General features: G+C 65.3%; 11 protein-coding genes. 4 read left to right on the plus strand and 7 right to left on the minus strand.

Features of this window, described 5'->3' with window-relative positions:
* The first annotated feature begins 358 nt into the window (after nucleotides 1-358).
* The 3 genes from nfo (at nucleotide 359) to DFO68_RS14125 (ending at nucleotide 3,531) form a co-directional block, all read left to right on the plus strand.
* A complete protein-coding gene (gene nfo / locus DFO68_RS14115) occupies nucleotides 359-1,207 on the plus strand; it encodes a deoxyribonuclease IV (RefSeq protein ID WP_133484275.1) in 849 nt (282 codons plus the stop codon).
* Between the two features lie 208 nt (nucleotides 1,208-1,415).
* On the plus strand, nucleotides 1,416-3,038 hold the full coding sequence (locus DFO68_RS14120; protein ID WP_133484276.1) for a BCCT family transporter: 1,623 nt from the start codon (nucleotides 1,416-1,418) through the stop codon (nucleotides 3,036-3,038).
* Nucleotides 3,010-3,531: a universal stress protein gene (locus tag DFO68_RS14125; protein WP_133484277.1), complete on the plus strand. Its 522-nt coding sequence runs from the start codon at nucleotides 3,010-3,012 to the stop codon at nucleotides 3,529-3,531. Before DFO68_RS14120 ends, DFO68_RS14125 begins: the two co-directional genes overlap by 29 nt.
* Before the next feature lie 146 nt (nucleotides 3,532-3,677).
* On the opposite strand, the gene DFO68_RS14130 is transcribed toward DFO68_RS14125, so the two are convergent.
* The 3 genes from DFO68_RS14130 to DFO68_RS14140 form a co-directional block, all read right to left on the minus strand.
* A complete protein-coding gene (locus tag DFO68_RS14130) occupies nucleotides 3,678-5,582 on the minus strand; it encodes an ABC transporter ATP-binding protein (protein WP_133484278.1) in 1,905 nt (634 codons plus the stop codon).
* 65 nt (nucleotides 5,583-5,647) lie between these two features.
* Nucleotides 5,648-6,520 (minus strand): DMT family transporter, encoded by an 873-nt coding sequence (locus tag DFO68_RS14135; RefSeq protein ID WP_133484279.1) that lies wholly within the window; start codon nucleotides 6,518-6,520, stop codon nucleotides 5,648-5,650.
* Nucleotides 6,521-6,843: 323 nt separating this feature from the next.
* Complete coding sequence (locus DFO68_RS14140; RefSeq protein WP_133484280.1) at nucleotides 6,844-7,371, minus strand: cytochrome b; 528 nt, start codon at nucleotides 7,369-7,371, stop codon at nucleotides 6,844-6,846.
* Nucleotides 7,372-7,607: 236 nt separating this feature from the next.
* On the opposite strand from DFO68_RS14140, the gene DFO68_RS14145 reads away from it, so the two are divergent.
* The gene (locus DFO68_RS14145; RefSeq protein WP_133484281.1) at nucleotides 7,608-7,865 is read left to right on the plus strand and encodes a pyridoxal-phosphate dependent enzyme; all 258 of its coding nucleotides are present in this window, start codon (nucleotides 7,608-7,610) and stop codon (nucleotides 7,863-7,865) included.
* A gap of 27 nt (nucleotides 7,866-7,892) precedes the next feature.
* Here the strand turns inward: DFO68_RS14145 and DFO68_RS14150 are convergent, their stop codons facing one another.
* The 4 genes from DFO68_RS14150 to DFO68_RS14165 all read right to left on the minus strand — a co-directional run bounded on the left by DFO68_RS14150 (nucleotide 7,893) and on the right by DFO68_RS14165 (nucleotide 17,841).
* Nucleotides 7,893-10,118, minus strand: coding sequence for an OsmC domain/YcaO domain-containing protein (locus DFO68_RS14150; RefSeq protein WP_133484282.1), 2,226 nt, complete (start codon nucleotides 10,116-10,118; stop codon nucleotides 7,893-7,895).
* Between the two features lie 90 nt (nucleotides 10,119-10,208).
* Nucleotides 10,209-12,869, minus strand: a complete 2,661-nt coding sequence (locus DFO68_RS14155; RefSeq protein WP_133484283.1) for an AAA family ATPase — start codon at nucleotides 12,867-12,869, stop codon at nucleotides 10,209-10,211.
* The gene (locus tag DFO68_RS14160; protein ID WP_133484284.1) at nucleotides 12,866-14,002 is read right to left on the minus strand and encodes a metallophosphoesterase family protein; all 1,137 of its coding nucleotides are present in this window, start codon (nucleotides 14,000-14,002) and stop codon (nucleotides 12,866-12,868) included. The genes DFO68_RS14155 and DFO68_RS14160 overlap by 4 nt, the downstream gene beginning before the upstream one ends.
* A gap of 365 nt (nucleotides 14,003-14,367) precedes the next feature.
* Entirely contained in the window at nucleotides 14,368-17,841 is a 3,474-nt protein-coding gene (locus DFO68_RS14165) for a DEAD/DEAH box helicase (RefSeq protein ID WP_133484285.1), read from the minus strand.
* Nucleotides 17,842-18,017: the final 176 nt, after the last annotated feature.

Genomic DNA, 18,017 nt, shown 5'->3' on the forward strand with positions numbered 1-18,017 from the left:
ATCGCGCTGCCAAGTCATCCATTAATGCTGAGACAGAGAGATCCAGCTCTTGCATCCTTCACCCTGTGATCGCTTTCATATCAGTCACATGGATTATAGCGCATTCAGTTACGGCTGTAGTATTAGGGGACTGCGCAGGATTCAACCACGCTACCGCCCCTACCGGTGCATGTTGACTGAGCGACTGCCCTTCATGCGGTAGTCATCGAGTATCACGCTATGTCTTCTTTCCTCCCTTCCTGCCTGCCAGGCATTTCATCAATGAGCCTATGTGAGCCGGTGCCGGGTTGCAAAGTCGAGTTGGGTTGTCGCGGTGCTATGGTAGTACCTCACCGAAGCGATGATGGAGGGAAACCGCGTGAAATACCTCGGAGCCCATGTCAGTGCCGCCGGCGACCCCGCCCAGGCGGTGTTGCGCGCCGTGGAAATCGGCGCCGATGCCTTTGCCCTGTTCACCAAGAATCAGCGCCAGTGGCACGCCAAACCGCTGACCGACAAGACCATCGAGGCCTTCCGCACGGCCTGCAAAACACACGGTTTCGACCCGGGGCAGATCCTTCCCCACGACAGCTACCTGATCAACCTCGGCCACCCGGAGAGCACCGAGCTCGAGAAGTCCCGCGCGGCCTTTCTCGACGAGTTCCAGCGCTGCGAGCAGCTCGGCCTCACCCTGCTCAATTTCCATCCCGGTAGCCACCTGAAGAAGATCAGTGAAGGCGAGTGCCTCGCCCGCATCGCCGACTCCATCAACCAGGTGCTCGCCGAGACGCGCGTCGTCACGGCGGTGATCGAGAACACCGCCGGCCAGGGCACCAATCTGGGCTGGCGCTTCGAGCACCTGGCCGAGATCATCGACCAGATCGATGACACTTCGCGGGTCGGGGTCTGCATCGATACCTGCCACGCCTTCGCCGCCGGCTATGACCTGCGCACCCCCGAGGCCTGCGCCGCCACGCTGAATGAATTCGACAAGGTGGTGGGCTTTGCGTACCTGCGCGGCATGCACCTGAACGATGCCAAGAGCGCGTTCGGCAGCCGCGTCGATCGTCATCACAGCCTGGGCCAGGGCAACATCGGGCTGGAGGCATTCACCACTCTCATGCGCGACCCGCGTATCGACGAGATACCCATGGTGCTGGAAACCGTCGAGCCGGCGATCTGGGCCGAGGAGATCACTTGGCTGCGTGCTCAGGTCGCCAACACATGAGTGACATGTTGAGCTAACGTCACCCTCCCCTGGCGCGAGCCCTTAATCGTGCCCATCGTGGCCGGATGCCGGGCTAGCCAGTTCCGGCGCTATCTCATCTCATCATCAGGGCGGAAGCTGCTCCGAGGGCCGCCGGCCTGCCGTGCCGTATCACCTATGGTAGGGTAAGCTCTTGCTATTGACCTTTTTTACCGCAAAGGAGGTGCGCGTGCTGACTTGGCTGCAACGTCGTCTTGGGTTACAGACCATACCGGGAGTCTTTTTCACCTCGGCGGGTATAGCGGCACTGTTTGTCGCCATCGCGATCCCCTTTGACAAGGCCGTTGCCACATATTTCAGCCTGATTACCGGCTGGGTCGCCGCTAATCTGGGCTGGTTTTACATTCTGGCAGTCAGTTCACTGCTGATCTTCTTGCTCGGCCTGGCCGTAAGCCGCTATGGCAATATCCGCCTAGGTGCCGACGACAGCCGGCCCGATTACTCCAACCTCACCTGGTTCACCATGCTGTTCGCCGCCGGCATCGGTACCATTCTGATGTTCTGGGGCGTGGCGGAGCCGATTTCCCACTTTGCCCACCCACCCTTGGACAACGTCACGCCACGCTCGGAACAGGCGGCCAGCGATGCCATGACCTTTGCGCTGTACCATTTCGGCCTGCACACCTGGACCATCTTCGCCATGCCGGGTCTGGCAATCGGCTACTTTGCCTACCGCCACCGTCTTCCCATGCGCATCAGCAGCCTGTTCTACCCCATGCTGGGCGAACGCGCCTTTGGGCCCTGGGGCTGGGCCATCGATGTCATCGCGGTACTGGGCACACTGTTCGGGGTTGCCACCTCGCTGGGGCTGGGCACGTTGCAGCTCAACAGCGGCCTAAACTACCTGATAGGCGCACCCTCCAGTCCACTGGTCCAGATCGGTCTGATCACTGTCATCACCGGCATCGCCGCCACCTCGGTCGCCCTCGGGCTGGACAAGGGCGTTCGCCGCCTCTCCCAGCTCAATATCATCCTGGCCATGCTGTTGCTGGCGTTCGTGTGTCTTGTCGGCCCCACAGTGTTCATTGCCGAGGGCATGGTACAGAGCGCGGGTAACTACCTGAGCAATTTACCTTGGCTGGCTTTCTGGACCCAAACCTACAAGGAAACTGAGTGGCAGCGGCAGTGGACCCTGTTTTACTGGGCCTGGACCATTGCCTGGGCACCCTACGTCGGCATCTTCATTGCCCGTATTTCTCGGGGACGCACCATTCGTGAGTTCGTGGGCGGTGTGCTGTTTGCCCCCACGGCCTTCACGCTGGTCTGGTTCGGTGTCTTTGGGCTTTCGGCCATACAGGGAGAAATGAGCGGCCAGCTTTCGCTGGCGGCCCAGGTGCAGCAGGATCCCTCGGTGGCCATCTTCGCCTTCCTGGAAGGCTTTCCTCTGACGCGCGTGGTCTCGGCTTTGAGCGTGGTCATCATCGTGATCTTCTTTACCACCTCATCGGATTCTGCTTCGCTAGTGATCGACCTGTTGACCCGGCGCGATGATCAGCCTTCGCTGGTGCGCCAGCGTATTTTCTGGGCCGTCGCGCAGGGCGGCATTGCCGCCACATTGCTGCTGGCGGGCGGCCTGGAGGCCTTGCAGAATGTAATCACCACCCTGGGGCTTCCCTTCTGCATTCTGCTGGTGTTCATGGGCATTGCACTGCTACGAATGCTGCGGGCAGACTATCGCGGCTACAGCGCCGAGGAGCTGGTTCAGGGCAGAGCCTTTCCTGAGGTGGAAGGCTCCGCCGCTACGCCAAAACAGGAGACCGCTGATGTATCAGAAAATGTTGCTCGCCATTGATCCAGAGGACGATGGTGAAGGTAAGTGTGCCATAGCAGCGGCCATGGAGCTGCTTGCTGAAAATGGCGAGCTCCACCTGGCCAGCGCCTTTCAACCTGGCGGTGGTGGCGGCTTCTTTCCCCATGTGACACAGGAGGCACCACAGGAGAAGGAAGCCGAGGTACGCAAGACCCTGGATCTGCTGGTACGCAAGTACCTTCCGTTGAATCGTACCGCCACCTTGCATGCCTTGGCCGGCAATGCCGGCGAAAAACTGGTGGGCCTGGCGGCTCAGCTTGAAGCCGACCTGATGATCTTAGTGTCCCGCGGCAGCAGCGGGCGCTGGCCGTTGCGCCGTGCCACCGTGGAGTACGTGGCGGTGAATGCCCCGTGTCGGGTGTTGGTGCTGCCGGAACTGGAGAAGGAGAAGGAGAAGGAGAAGGAGAAGGAGAAGGAGAAGCAAGAAGATGGCGCGCAGGACGATGCAAAAGCCAAGCAGGAAGAAGATCAGTAGCAGAATCACCCGCGCACCAACGCTGGCTCACGACTGATGGATGACGCCATCAACGCCAGGGCATCCCGCTTGAGCAGGTGCTCTTCCTGCGTGCCCGTTTCGCCATCTCTTACAGGCAGCGACCCCGCCCTGCCCTGGGCGCGCCCTCAGTCGTGTCCGGACGCCGACTCGGCGGGTTCCGGCCTGGCTTCGTCATCGATATCCTCGCCGATAAAGCCGCCTGACTGGCGCCGCCACAGGGCGGCATAGAGACCGCCCTTGGCCAGCAGCTCGCCGTGGGTGCCGCTCTCGACGATCTGCCCCTCGTCGATCACCACCAGGCGGTCGAGCATGGCGATGGTCGAAAGCCGGTGGGCGATGGCGATTACCGTCTTGCCCTCCATCAGCGTATAGAGCTGCTCCTGAATCGCCGCCTCCACCTCGGAATCCAGCGCCGAGGTGGCCTCGTCCAGCACCAGGATGGGCGCGTTCTTGAGCAGCACTCGGGCGATGGCAATGCGCTGGCGCTGGCCGCCGGAAAGCTTGACGCCGCGCTCGCCCACATGGGCATCCAGGCCACGGCGGCCTTGGAGGTCCACCAGGTCGTCGATGAAGGTGTCGGCATGGGCGCGACGCAGCGCCTCCTGGATCTGCGCTTCGCTGGCCTGGGGGCTGCCGTAGCGGATGTTGTCGCGCACCGAGCGGTGGAGCAGCGAGGTGTCCTGGGTGACCATGCCGATATGTCCGCGCAACGACTCCTGGGTCACCCCGGCGATGTCCTGACCGTCGATCAGGATGCGTCCACCCTCCAGGTCATAGAAGCGCAGCAGGAGACTGGCCAAGGTCGACTTGCCAGCCCCGGAGCGGCCGATCAGCCCTACCTTTTCGCCGGGGGCGATGGTCAGATCGAGACCATCGAAGATCCGCCGGCCCTGGCCGTCGGGGCGCGCATAGCCGAAGCGCAGCGCCTCGAAGCGGATCTCGCCCCGCGGCACCGTCAGCGTCTTGGCATCGGGCGCGTCCTGCACCGCCGGCTCCCGGGCGATGGTATTGAGGCCATCTTGCACGGTGCCGATGTTCTCGAACAGCCCGGCCACCTCCCAGAGAATCCAGTCGGACATGAAGCGGATACGCATCACCAGGGCGATGGCCACGGCAATGATGCCCAGCGAGACCGCCTCCAGGTACCAGGCGCCGATGGCCATGGCCGCCACGCTGACCAGCAGCAAGGAGTTGAGCAGGGTCAAGCTGACGGTCAAGCCGGTAGCCAGGCGCATCTGCCGATACACGGTCTCCATGAAGCCCTGCATGGCGTCGCGGGCGTATTCCTGCTCGCGGCGGGTATCGGCGAACAGCTTGATGGTCTGGATATTGCTGTAACTGTCGACGATGCGCCCGGTCATCACCGCCCGGGCGTCGGCCTGCGCCATGGAGACCGCCCGCAGGCGCGGCACGAAGACCCACATGATGGCAATATAGCCGCCCAGCCAGAGCACCAGCGGCAGCATCAGCCAGGGCTCGGCGCGGCCCATCAGCAGCATGGCCCCGGTGAAGTAGACGAGCACATAGACCATCAGGTCCATCAGCTTCATCACCGTCTCGCGTATCGCCAGGGCCGTCTGCATCACCTTCTGGGAGACCCGCCCGGCGAACTCGTCCTGATAGAAGGCCAGGCTCTGGCCGAGCATGTGGCGATGGGCCAGCCAGCGGCCGATCATCGGGTAGTTGCCGAAGATGCTCTGCTGGGTCACCAGCGCCTGCAGCAGGGTCAACAGCGGCAGGCCAACCACCACCAGCGCCGCCATGCCAGCCAGGCGCCAGCCATGCTCGGCGAAGAAGCCCTGGCGCTCGGCGCCAGAAAGCCAATCCACCAGGTCACCCATGTAGCTGAAGAAGAGCACCTCCGCCGCCGAGACCAGCGCCGTCAGCAGCGACATCACGATCAGCAGCGGCAGCACGGGTCGCGAAAAGTGCAGGATGAAGGCGAACAACCCCCTCGGGGGTGTGCCGCGGGAATCCTCGGGATAGGGGTTGACCAAGGTCTCGAAATAGCGCAAGAGGGCGCGAAACATGGCAGCAATCCGGTTGCAGAGGGTGGCTCAGACTCGATATGTTCCAGATCGTTCGGCCGGAACGCTCAGCGGCTGCTGGACACAACGCTCAACGCCGTTACCGTGAGCAGGATCAGGCCCATGCCGACCAGCTCGGTCCCGACCAGGCGCTCATCGAGCACCACGATGCCGAACAGCGACGCCGTGACCGGTTCGACCATGGCCACGATGGCGGCCACGGCCGGGGCGGTATAGTTGAGCCCGATGACATAGAGGATGAAGGACACGCCGGCACCCAGCACGCCCAGCACGACAAAGAGCGGCCAACTCGGCGTGCCCAACGCCGAGAGGGTCTGGCCGGTATCGCCCAGCGGGAAGAGGATGAGCGAGAGAGCCGCGAAAGCGATGACGAGAATGGCCTGGGGGCTGCCATGGGGCGCGGCATACTTGAAGCCGAAGATGAAGACGGCGTAGGAGAACCCGGAGAGCAGCCCGGCGATAACGCCGAGGGGGGTCACCCCATCCGGCTGGATGTCGTAGATACGCGTCAGCAGCACGATCCCCAGCATGACCATGACGATGGCGGCCCACTTGAGCGGCGTGGGCCGTTCGAGCTTGAGGACGAAGGAGACGATAAACACGAACACCGGGGCGCAGTACATCAGCGTGGCCGCCACCGCCACGCTGCCCTCGGAGATGCTCACAAAGTAGAAGGTGAAGTTGCCGGCCACGCCTAGCCCGGCCATCACCGACCAACCCCACAGCCGGGGATCAGCCAGGCCGCTGCGGCCCGGGCGCAGTGCCAGCCAGGCGAGCACGAACACCAGCCCGATCGCACCGCGATAGAACGAAACGACCAGCGGGTTCCAGCCGTCGGCCATGAGCACCCCGGCGATGCCGCCGGACAGCCCCCAGAACAGGGCAGCCAGCAGCACGAACAGCGTACTCAATGTCGCCATGTGCGCTCCTTCGGTGGTGATCGGTAAACCCGCAACGCGCCCCGCGGCTCAGCAGATGACGTGGCCGCAATGACAATACCGATGCCATGCATGCGGGTCTGCAACGGCGGATGGTTTGGCCCCCGATGTGATGACCCGATGTGATGACCCGATGTGATGAAAAGACGAGCAAAGGCCGAATCGAGCTTGGGTCAACCGACTATCAAGCGATCGGATGACGTTGAAGTAGGTCGACTCTCTCGTTCGGCATCCTGATGAATGAGGCGGGGTAATGTGTCACTCCCTCAAGCGGTCAACCTGAGGGAGTGACGATGGGAACTCGCTCACAGATCCGACGGCGCCTGCTGTTTCTCGGTAGTGGCATAGTGGCGTATCGTGCCAAGAAAATGCAGCACAAGCAAAGCCGGAAGCAGGTATATGCCAACATTCAGATGCAGCCATTCCATGGGCTCATGGATGAACGACAAGCTCTCCAGCGGTATGCACACCGAAAACCATCCGAACACCCCCATGCATTCGTTCTCTGTGAACAGGTACAGGGGGCCTGTCACGATCTGGAGTGCCAGAAGCACCAATATCGCCCTGTGAACCCAGTAGGCGGTGCGACGCTCCAAGGCAGTTTTCCCGATATTGTCGGGGAAACCTTCATACAGCCTGAATAATATGCGCCAGGCAACGAAGATCAGTACAAAGAAGCCCAGCGATATATGAACACCGATGATATATATTTCGACTTCCTCAGACGGCGCCGCCCCTGCAGCAAAGCCTAATGCCAGCATGACGACAACCAGCAGCGCGGTAAGCCAATGGTTAATGATCGAGATGGCAGAATAGCGGTTGTGGTTACGCATCGTTACCTCGTGTGCAATGCCCTGAACCCGGAATCTTGAACAGTCAGCGTATGCAAGGATGACGATTGATGCCACCTGTCCGGTGGGCCGCCGGCATTGTCAGGTGCGAGGCTTTATCATGGCGGGGATGAAAGGCTACGCTTAACAGATGATCGAACTGGCCAGTATCCGGCAGGCGCAGGCACGCCTGGCCGACACCCTTTCCGCGACGCCATTGGTGCTCGACCACGCCCTCAGTGACCAATGGGGTCGGCGAGCATACCTATCCGCTTTGCCGCCAACATGTCCAGGCATTGGTGGCCGTGGACGAGACCGCCATCCACGAGGCCATGCATCATCTGCTCTACCGCAGCAAGCTCGCCGCCGAGCCCGGTGCCGCCGTGGGGGTGGCCGCCCTGCGGCAGGGCACCGTGACGCTGCCGCCGGAAGGTGATGTGGTAGTGGTGGTCACCGGCGGCAATCTGGCTCGCGAGGAACTAGAGGCGTTCCTGTAGCCGCTTGACCAGGGCCATGGCGACCGGCTACGCCATCGACACGGCCAGCCCGGCCCGGGCCGCGCGGTGAGCATGGAGCTTCTGGTAGCTCTCGATCAAGCGCTGGTGTTTCTCCAGCCCCTCCAGCGCCATGCTGGTGGGCGTCAGGCCGTGGAAGCGCACGCTGCCGTTCACCGAGCCCACCACGGCCGCCATGGTCGCCTCGCCGAACATGCGGCCGAGGTTGTAGCGGAAGTCATCGAGCTCCAGATCATCATCCAGCACGATCTCGAGCACCGCCTGCACCGCACGGTAGAAGAGATTGCGCTCGACGGTATTGTCGTTGTACTGCAGGAACATCTCGACCCGCTCCAGCGCCGCCTCGTGCTGGCCCAGCGCCAGGTTGATCAGCAGCTTCAGCTCGAGGATGGTGAGCTGACCCCACTCGGTATTCTCGTCGAACTCGATGCCGATCAGGGTGATGATGCCCTGGTGGTCGTCGATCTGGCTTTCTTCCAGGCGCTCGAGCAGATCGGCCAGCTGCGCGTCGCTGAGCTCGTGCAGATGCAGGATGTCCTCGCGGAACAGCAGCGCCTTGTTGGTGTTGTCCCAGATGAGGTCCTCCACCGGGTAGACCTCGGAGAAGCCGGGCACCAGGATGCGGCACACCGGCGCGCCCAGGTCCTCGTGGAGGGCCATGTAGGACTCGAGGCCCAGCTCCTCGAGGATGCCGAACAGGGTCGCCGCCTGCTGTTCGGTGCTGTAGGCGCCGTTGCCCGAGAAGTCCCAGTCGACGAATTCGACGTCCGAACGGGCGCTGAAGAAGCGCCAGGAGACCAGCCCCGAGGAGTCGATGAAGTGCTCAACGAAGTTGTTGGGCTCAGTGACGGCAAGCGAGTTGAAGGTGGGCGGCGGGAAGTCGTTGAGGCCCTCGAAGCTGCGGCCCTGGAGCAGCTCGGTGAGGCTGCGCTCCAGCGCCACTTCGAAGCTCGGGTGGGCGCCGAAGGAGGCGAAGACGCCGCCGGTCCTGGGGTTCATCAGGGTGACGCACATCACCGGGAACTGCCCGCCCAGCGAGGCATCCTTGACCAGCACCGGGAAGCCCTGGGCCTCCAGCGCCTCGATGCCCTCGACGATGGCGGGATAGCGCGCCAGCACCTCCTGGGGCACGTCCGGCAGCGCCAGCTCCTCCTCGATGATCTGCTTCTTCACCGCCCGCTCGAAGATCTCCGACAGGCACTGCACCTGCGCCTCATGCAGGGTGTTGCCGGCGCTCATGCCGTTGCTGAGGTAGAGGTTCTCGATCAGGTTGGAGGGAAAGTAGACCACCTCGCCGTCCGAGTGGCGCACGAAGGGCAGCGAGACGATGCCGCGCGCCTGCTGGCCGGAGTTGGTGTCGATCAGGTTCGAGCCGCGAAGCTCCCCTTCGGGATCGTAGATCGTCCGGCAGTAAGCATCGAGGAGGCCTGCCGGCAGCGCGTCGTCGGGGCCGGGCTGGAACCACTCCTCGTTTGGGTAGTGGACGAACTGGCTGCCCGCGATCCGCTCGCCGAAGAACTGGTCGTTATAGAAGAAGTTGCAGCTCAGCCGCTCGATGAACTCGCCCAGCGCCGAACACAGCGCGCTCTCCTTGGTGGCGCCCTTGCCGTTGGTGAAGCACATCGGCGAGGCGGCGTCACGGATGTGCAGCGACCAGACGTGGGGCACGATGTTGCGCCAGGAGGCGATCTCGATCTTCATGCCCAGATCGGCCAGGATCGCGGTCATGTTGGCGATAGTCTGCTCCAGCGGCAGGTCCTTGCCCTCGATCCAGGTGCCGTTCTCGCCATTCGCCTCGCCCAGCACCTTGCCCATCAGCAGCGCCTGGGTATCCTCGTCGATATTCTCCACCGCCTCGACCTGGAACTCGGGCCCGGTCTGCACCACCTTCTTTACCGTGCAGCGGTCGATGGCGCGCAGGATGCCCTGGCGGTCCTTGTCGGATAGCTCCGCCGGCAACTCCACCTGGATCTTGAAGATCTGCTGGTAGCGGTTCTCCGGGTCGACGATGTTGTTCTGCGACAGCCGGATGTTCTCGGTGGGGATGTCACGCGCGTTGCAGTACACCTTGACGAAATACGCCGCACACATCGCCGAGGAGGCCAGGAAGTAGTCGAAGGGTCCCGGCGCCGAGCCATCCCCCTTGTAGCGGATAGGCTGGTCGGAGATGACCGTGAAGTCGTCGAACCTGGCCTCCAGGCGGAGGTTGTCGAGATAATTGACCTTGATTTCCATGGGGCACCGGTAAAATGTTGAGCGTAGGCGAACGAAACCGTTCATTATCCGGGTTTCGTTGCCTTGCGTCATTACGGATCAGCCGAGCGGCTAGCTTGCCTCTTTCAGGGTACGCATGTCGCGGGGCACCACCCCCAGGTCCTGCCAGTTTTCCGGGTGACAGGTGAACATCAGGATCTGATGGCGCTGGGCAGCATCGAAGAGGATGCGCTTCATCTGCTCGCGGCGCGCCTGGTCGCAATGCACCAGGGCATCGTCGAGGATGATCAGGGTGGGGCGGCCCGCCTCCTGCAAGAGGTCGGCGTAGGCCAGGCGACTGATCAGCCCCATCTGTTCCCGGGCCCCGAAGCTGAGCGCTTCCAGATCACCGCGCTCCTCCGGGCTGGCATCCGTGCGTATCAGCGTCTCCGGCTTGAGCTCCTCATCCACGGTGAGCTCGGCCCCGGGGAACAGCAGCTTCAGGTAGCGGTTGAGGTGCTTTTGCAGCGGCGCCTGAAGGCGAAGGGTAACCTCCTGGCGCTGCTCCTTGAGCAGCGTCAGCAGCAGGTCCAGCGCGGCGGCGCGCCGCTGAAGCTGCTCGCGGCGGCGCTGCTGGCTCTCCTTCCTCTGGCGAGTCTCGTCACGCTGCTCCTCCAGGCCGTTGGCCCCCAGGGTCTCCAGGCGGATCCTGAGCTGGGTGATCTCGGCCTCACGCTCCCTGGCGTGGCGCTGCATGGCATCGGCGGCCCTGGAGAAGCGCTCGACGTCCTGGGCCAGCAGCTCGGGGTTGGCGGCGTCGATCTGCCGCTTGAGCGCCTGCAACGATGTGGCCAGGCGCTGCTCCTCCGCCTTGAGATCGGTCAGCGCATCGCGGGCCTCCTGCTGACGCCGCTGGCGATCAGGGGCATTGAGCTCATCGTGAAGCCGTTGCCACTCGGCCCCGGCGGTCGCCAGAGCCTGCTTAGCCAAGCTGAGTTGCTGGCGATAAGCCACCTCGGCTTGTTCTGCCGCCTTCAGCGCTTCACCGGCGCTGTCGAGTTCGGTCTGAGCCTGCGCCATGCTGGGTAGCTCGGCCTGCTGCTCTGCCGCTGGCAGCCCGGCAAGCTCTGCGGCCAGCTGCTCATACCCCTTGACGGCCAGCCGGTGCTGGCTCTCCAGCGCATCCACGCCCTCAGGCGCCAGGCCCTCGAGTCGCGCACGCGCCTCCTGGATCTGCTGCTCGAGCTCGCGGGCACGCCTGGCCTGCGCCTCGGCGGTGGTCAGGTCGGCCACACCCAGGCGCTGAAGCAGTGCGTCGCGCTCTGCCTCTCGGCGCTGCTGCCGGCGCAGCAAGTCGGTGACGTCGGTGCCACCGGGCTGGATGGTCAGCCTGCCCACCCCGGGAATCCGCAACTCGGCCTGTTCGAGCAGTAGCGTTTCACCCTCGCCGCTGAGGGTCTGCCCGTCCAGCTCGAGCCGCTGCCCCGCCTCCAGGGAGAAGCCCAGCCGGGTGGCCAGGGCATGCTGCTGGATGGCCAACCTGCCGAGCTCGGCTTCGAGCCGCTGCAGCTCGCCCAGCGCCTTACCGTCCACGGCCTGGGCCTGGTAATCGGCGGCGAGGCGCTGCAGGGCGTCGCGCAGGCTGCGGGCCCTGCCCAGGGTCTCGTCCAGCGTTGCCACCTGCTCGGCCAGCCGGTCATGCTCCGCCTGTCGGGTCTGGCGGTGGTCGCGCTCACGGGCAGCCTGCAGACGGGCTGCGGCTTGCTCGTAGGCCGCGGTGGCGTCCGTCAGGTGGCGCCGAACGGGCTCTTCGCCAACCTGGCAGGCCTCGAGCCGGCTGCGGGCCTTCTGGTTGTCCTGCTGGCGCGTGACCAGCTGCTCCGCCTGGGTCTCGAAGTCCTGCAGTTGCTGGCGGTAGAGCCGCTGCTGACGCTGGCAGCCTTCCAGGTCGCGTTGCTCCTGAGCCTGCTGTTGCTGCAGCTTCTCGACGGCCCTCAGCTGCTGCTCGGCCGCGCGGGCCTTTTCTCGTTGGGCTTCCCAGGGCCGGGCGGCATCGATCTCCTGTTGCTCACGCTCGAGCTCGCCCAAGCGGTCGACGCTGGCCTGGTAGCGTCTGACCGCCTCTTCCTGCTGGGCCAGTTCGTCCTCCAGCGTTTCACAGGCCTGCTGCGCCTCGCGCAGGTCGCCGGTGGGCCGGCCGGTAGCCGTCAGCAGACGGCCGCGCTCACGCTCCACCTGCTGAATCAACGCATCGCCGCTGCTGCTGGTCATCTCACCAAGGGCCTCGCCCAGGCTGCCGACCAGCGCCGACTGCAGATGCTCGCCGGCATGACCGACCGAGTCGCGTACCTCCTGACCCGCACCCTGCTCGACCCAGAGCAGGCCCGGAATGCCCCAGTGCTCGGCCTTGCTGGCTCCGCGGCCGGGAAACTGGTAGCCCAGCAGTTCGGCCAGACGCTCCTCGGCCTCGTCGCCGTTAAGGTGTTCACCGGCGGCAACCAGCTCACAGCGCTGGCGCCGGAGAAAGCGTTTGTCCAGCTGCCACTCCTGCCCCTGCCAGGTGAAGGCCAGGGTGACCTCGGGGGCCGCCGAGGATTCGCCCCACGGCTGCAGCTCGCCCAGGCTGGTGGAGCGATGGCGCTCGAAGAAGGCGGCGCGGATGGCGCGCACCAGGGTGCTCTTGCCAGATTCGTTGGGGCCGGCAAACAGGTTGATGCCCTCGCCGAGGTCATTGACCTCGAGCGAGGTGCGAAACTGCTGGAACTGCTCGAGGCGAAGACGCGACAGCTTCATCCCTGGGGCTCCTCACGCTGTTGAGACGGACGGGCGCCCAGCATCCCGGCAAGGATGCCCAGGGCCTCGCGAGCGACCTCGCGCTCGCTTTCAACCTCCTGGCGTCGCTGCAATTCGGCGATCACATGGCCCAGGTAGCCGTCGGCGTGCAGCGCGGCGATATCCTCGGCGGTGGGCACCAGGCCGAGTCCGGAGGTCTCCACCTGCAGGCTACGCTGGCGTCCGGCCGCGGCACCCAGCGCCTGCTCCAGGCGTTGCTGACCGGCAAGATCCAGCTGGCCTTCCAGGGTGAGGTCCAGCACCGACATGGGCGGCAGCGCCTCCAGTTCCGCCAACAGGGCGTCGAGGTCCGAGGCCACCGACAGCCGACGCCGCCAGGCGTACCAGCCGTGCTGACCTATGGGCCGGGCCTCCACCTCAGGCATGACGCCGGGGGTATCGAGGGTCACCAGCAGCGCCTGGCCGGCAGCGTTATTCTTGAAGCGCTCCTGCTCGGGGGTGCCGCTGTACCAGGTGCGCTCGTCGATCCGCTTGAGGCCGTGCCAGTCGCCCAGGGCCAGGTAGTCCAGCCCGGCGCTGGCGGCGCGGTTGGTGGCGATAGGGTTGGCAGCGTCGATGCCCTCTGCCAGTTGCCCCTCCACTCTGCCGTGAGCCAGACCGATGCGCAACAGCCCCGGCGGGGTCTCGGCCGTGTCGAACCAGGCAGTGAGGTCGCGGTGGGTCTGGCGCTGGGTCAGGGGCGCAGGGAGAATGGCCACGCCGAGCTCCTCGAACAGCGACACCTCGGGCGCCAGCAGCAGGTGTACTTTGTCGGGAATGGCCGCGATGCGCCGGGCGCGGGTCCAGACGCTCTCCGCCAAGGCGGCGTCATGATTGCCCGGCAGCATGATCCAGGGGCCACTGAAACTGGCCAGGGCCTGGAAGGTACGGTGCAGAGTACGCTCGCTCAGGGTCTGGGCGTCGAAGATATCGCCGGCCACCAGTACCGCATCCACGCGCTCCTCATCGGCCAGGCGTGCCAGGCGCTCCACCGCGATGAAGCGCGCCTCGGCCAGCGCCACGGCATCCTCGGGTGCGAAGCGAGCGTACTGGCGACCTATCTGCCAGTCGGCAGTGTGCAGGAAACGGGGCATGTTCAGCCTCCTTGCCGAAGCGTGTTTGGGGTTTGGGCTCAAGGGGTAGCGGGCGTCTCATCCGCCTCCTGGCCAAGGGTCTTGCGGACTTCCGCTTCGATGGCGTCCACCACGTCTTCATACAAGACACCCTTCAATTCACAACGAAAGCGGAAATTTTTCGGTTCTTCACAGACTGGCGTGATCGTTAACTGCACGATACCGGCTGGCCATCAGACCCCGTAGGCCCGGTAAGCGCCAGCGCACCGGGCGGAAACGCCGGATGCGCCTCCGGCTTATCCGTCCTACGCGACATTCCCGCTGTTTTCACGCCAATTTGCGATCAACCAATTTTTCTTCACCTGGCTCACCAGTGACCTCACCCACTACGCTACCGGCGCGAAGAGCAGCGCCAGATCCTCCTCGTCGAACAGCGGGCCGTCGCTTGTGTGCTCGGCGCCACCCTCGAGGATCGAGGCGGCGAGATCGGCCTTGCGCGCCTGCAGCTCAATAATGCGCTCCTCCACGGTGCCGGCACACACCAGCTTGTAGACGAACACCGGGTTCTGCTGGCCCATGCGGTGGGCGCGGCCGGTGGCCTGGGCCTCCACCGCCGGGTTCCACCAGGGGTCGTAGTGGATCACGGTATCCGCGGCGGTGAGGTTCAAGCCCGTGCCGCCGGCCTTGAGGCTGATCAGGAACACCGGGATCTCGCCCTGCTGGAAGAGCGTTACCCGCTGGGTGCGGGTCCTGCCCGGGGTGTCGCCGGTGAGGGTGGTGAAGGGAATGCCATCCTTCTCCAGGGCCTCGCCGATCAGTGCCAGCATTTCGGTGAATTGCGAGAAGATCAGGATCCGCCGCCCCTCCTCCACCAGCGGCGGCACCAGCTCACGCAGCTGCTCCAGCTTGGCCGAGCGCTGGGTCTGGCGCGCACTCTCCAGCTTGACCAGCCGCGGGTCGCAGCACACCTGGCGCAGCTTGAGCAGCGCATCGAGCATGACGATGCCGGAACCGGCCAGGCCGCGCTCGGCCACCGCCTGCTGCACCCGCTGGTGCTGGGCCAGCCGCAGGCTCTCGTAGAGCTCGCGCTGGGCGCCGCTCAGGGTGACCTCGCGGCGGGCCTCGGTCTTCTCCGGCAGCTCGGCCAGCACCTGCTGCTTGGTTCGGCGCAGCATCAGCGGCGCGATGCGCCGGGAGAGGCGCTGTCGGAGTGCCACATCACCCTCCTTCTCGATGGGGGTGCGGAAACGCTGGCCGAACCACTGCTGGCTGCCCAGCGCTCCCGGGGCCACGGCGTCGAGCTGGGCCCACAGCTCGCCCAGATGGTTCTCCAGGGGGGTGCCGGTCATGGCGATGGCGCGGTCGACGTTGAGCTCGCGAACCACCCGGGCAGTCTGGCTGGCGGCGTTCTTGATCGCCTGGGCCTCGTCGAGGACCAGCAGGCCGAAGTCGTGCTCACGCAGGCGCTCGAGGTCGCGGATCAGCAGCGCATAGGTGGTCACCGCCAGGTCGGCACTCGGCAGCGCCTCCTCGAACTGACGCTCGCGCTGAGCCTTGCCGCCCTGCAGGGCGACGACGTTGAGCTCGGGGGCGAAGCGTGCCGCCTCGGCGCACCAGTTGCCCACCAGGCTGGTGGGCGCCACCACCAGGGTCGGGCGCGCGAGCGCGCCGCGGGCGCGCTCGTCGAGCAGATGCGCCAGCACCTGGACCGTCTTGCCCAGGCCCATGTCATCGGCCAGGATGCCGCCGGTGCCGAGCTCGGAGAGAAAGCGCAGCCAGGCGACGCCGCGGGCCTGGTAGTCGCGCAGCTCGCCGGCAAAGCCGGGCGGTGCCGGCAGGCTGGCGGGCAGCTCTCGCAGGCGCCGGGCCAGGGCGGTAACGTCCTCGCGCCCGGCCCAACGCTCATGCTCGGCCAGCGGCGCTACCTGCTCGGCGGCGGTCAGCGGCAGGCGCAGCGCCGCCTCGGCATCGTTCTCGTCACCCAGCCAGTCGAGGATCGGCGCCATCAGCGAGCGCAGCCGTGCCAGCGGCATCACCAGGCGGCGGTTCTCCGGCAGGCTCAGCGTCCAGGTGGCGTCTTCGGCTTCGTCGTCGGCAGGCTCCAGCGGAAAGTACGGGTCCTTGAACAGGCGACGCAGGATCGGCAGCAGGTTGAGGCGCTCGCCCTCCACCTCGATATCCAGCGCCAGGTCGAACCAGCCGTTACCGGTCGGTTCCAGCTCGCCGTACCAGTCGTCCGGCTCCAGGTAAGTCGGCTCCTCGGGGAAGTCGTCGGCGAATTCGACCCGGCAGCCCGCCTGGCGCAGCCGGGCGATCATCTCCCACCAGTCATCGGGGCCGGCCAGGTGGGTCGGCCATTCGGCGGCAGTGGCCGGCGGCGTGCCGTCCAGGGGCAGCAGCAGCGTCCACTCCGGGAGATCGAGATGCTCGGGCACGGCGTCGATCTGCCGCAGGCGCTCCAGGGTCACCATGCCGGGGGGCAGGGTGCGCACCAACGACAGTTCCGCCTCGGGGTCGCGCATCACGGTGAGACGCTGCCCATCACGGAAGCCCTGGGCACTCTCGCCCTCCTCCGGCGGCACCTCGATGCCGTCGTAGTCGAAGCCCACCACGGCGGCCGCCACCTCGATCCAGCGCGGCACCGTAGCGCCGTCGCGATAGCCCAGCTGGCCGGTGGCGAGGCGCATGGTGACCTTGAGACGTGGCGAAACGCCCTCCAGGGTGCGCTCCTCCACCTGTTGCGGTGTCGGCAGCCGCTCGGCCAGGCCCGGCACCTTGTTCAGTCGCTCGCTGAGCCAGCCGCTCATCTCCGGGGGCAGCGGCGGCGCGTGGCGCAGGCGCATCAGCAGTTCGGGGTCGCCTTGCAGACGCCCGAAGCGGCCATTCTTCTCATCGAGATAACAGAGCTCGGTACCGGCACGCACGATCGCGGCTTCATGGGAGATGACGTCAGCGGGCTCGGCATCGGCGTATAGGTGCTGGTTGCCTTCGGCGTCGGGCTCCCAGGCCAGGGTCAGACGACAAGCCGGGCCCGGGTCGAGCATGGCGCCGGTCTGCTTGGGGTGAAAGAGCAGTGGCGGCGTATCGCTCTCCAGCAGCGACCAGAGTGCCCGCGCCTGGAAGGCATGGGTAATCGGATTCCACCACTGCTGGTATCCTACGCTGGAGAACTGGCGGCGCTGATCGCCAAGCATCAGCAGCTCCAGGGCCTCCTCTTGCTCCGGCGGGAGCCCCTGGGGCGGCCTGGGCGAGAGGCCGCCGCCGCGTTGCACCATGATCGGCCGAGGCTTGACCCAGCCGTTACCGCGACTGCGCTGTTTCGCCGGCCGCACCCACACCGGTGACACCTTGAGGGTGGGCGAGCGAGGATTCGGGTCGATGTCCAGAAACAGCGCCAGGCGATAGTCCTCCTCCAGCGCCTCGATGTAGCGCTTGCCGTCGGGCGTTGGTTCGAGCTCGGCCAGCCACGACTCCCAACGCTGCTCGAGCAAGGCCGCGTCGTCGCGGGTCGGGAGGCCATCGACCTCCATCTCGTCGATGAAGCACTGTATCACCGCCACCGCATGCTTGCACTGGCGCCCCACCGGGCAGCTGCAATCGCTGACCACGCCCATCTCGGGGCGGTCGGGGTCCACGGCCAGTCGCGTCAGGTAACGATGACGCCCGCGGCCATCCACCTGGGCCCGCAGCACCAGCAGATCGCCGTCACGTTCCAGACGGGTGCCGTCGCGCACGCTGCCCTGCCGCGCATAACCCCGTCCACGGGTCAGCGAGCGTGCATCGAAGCTGCGCTGCCACTGGATGGCCTCCAGGGTGTGATAGAGCGTCAGGGCGGGATCGGCGAGATGGGCATCCGGCACAGTGATTCCTCACGGCGTGAAGGCGAGGTCCGTATTGGAACGAAACCCGCAGACCTCTGCAACCATGTTGGTCCCTGGGGCATGACACACCAGCAGCACCTCACAGTCGCACTCGTGGTTGCAGCGCCGAAACAGCTCGCCTGAGGTGCGCCCTGGAAGCCGTTTGCTGGCCCGCC

Origin of the sequence: Halomonas ventosae, assembly GCF_004361885.1 — a bacterium.
GTDB lineage: Bacteria > Pseudomonadota > Gammaproteobacteria > Pseudomonadales > Halomonadaceae > Halomonas > Halomonas ventosae_C.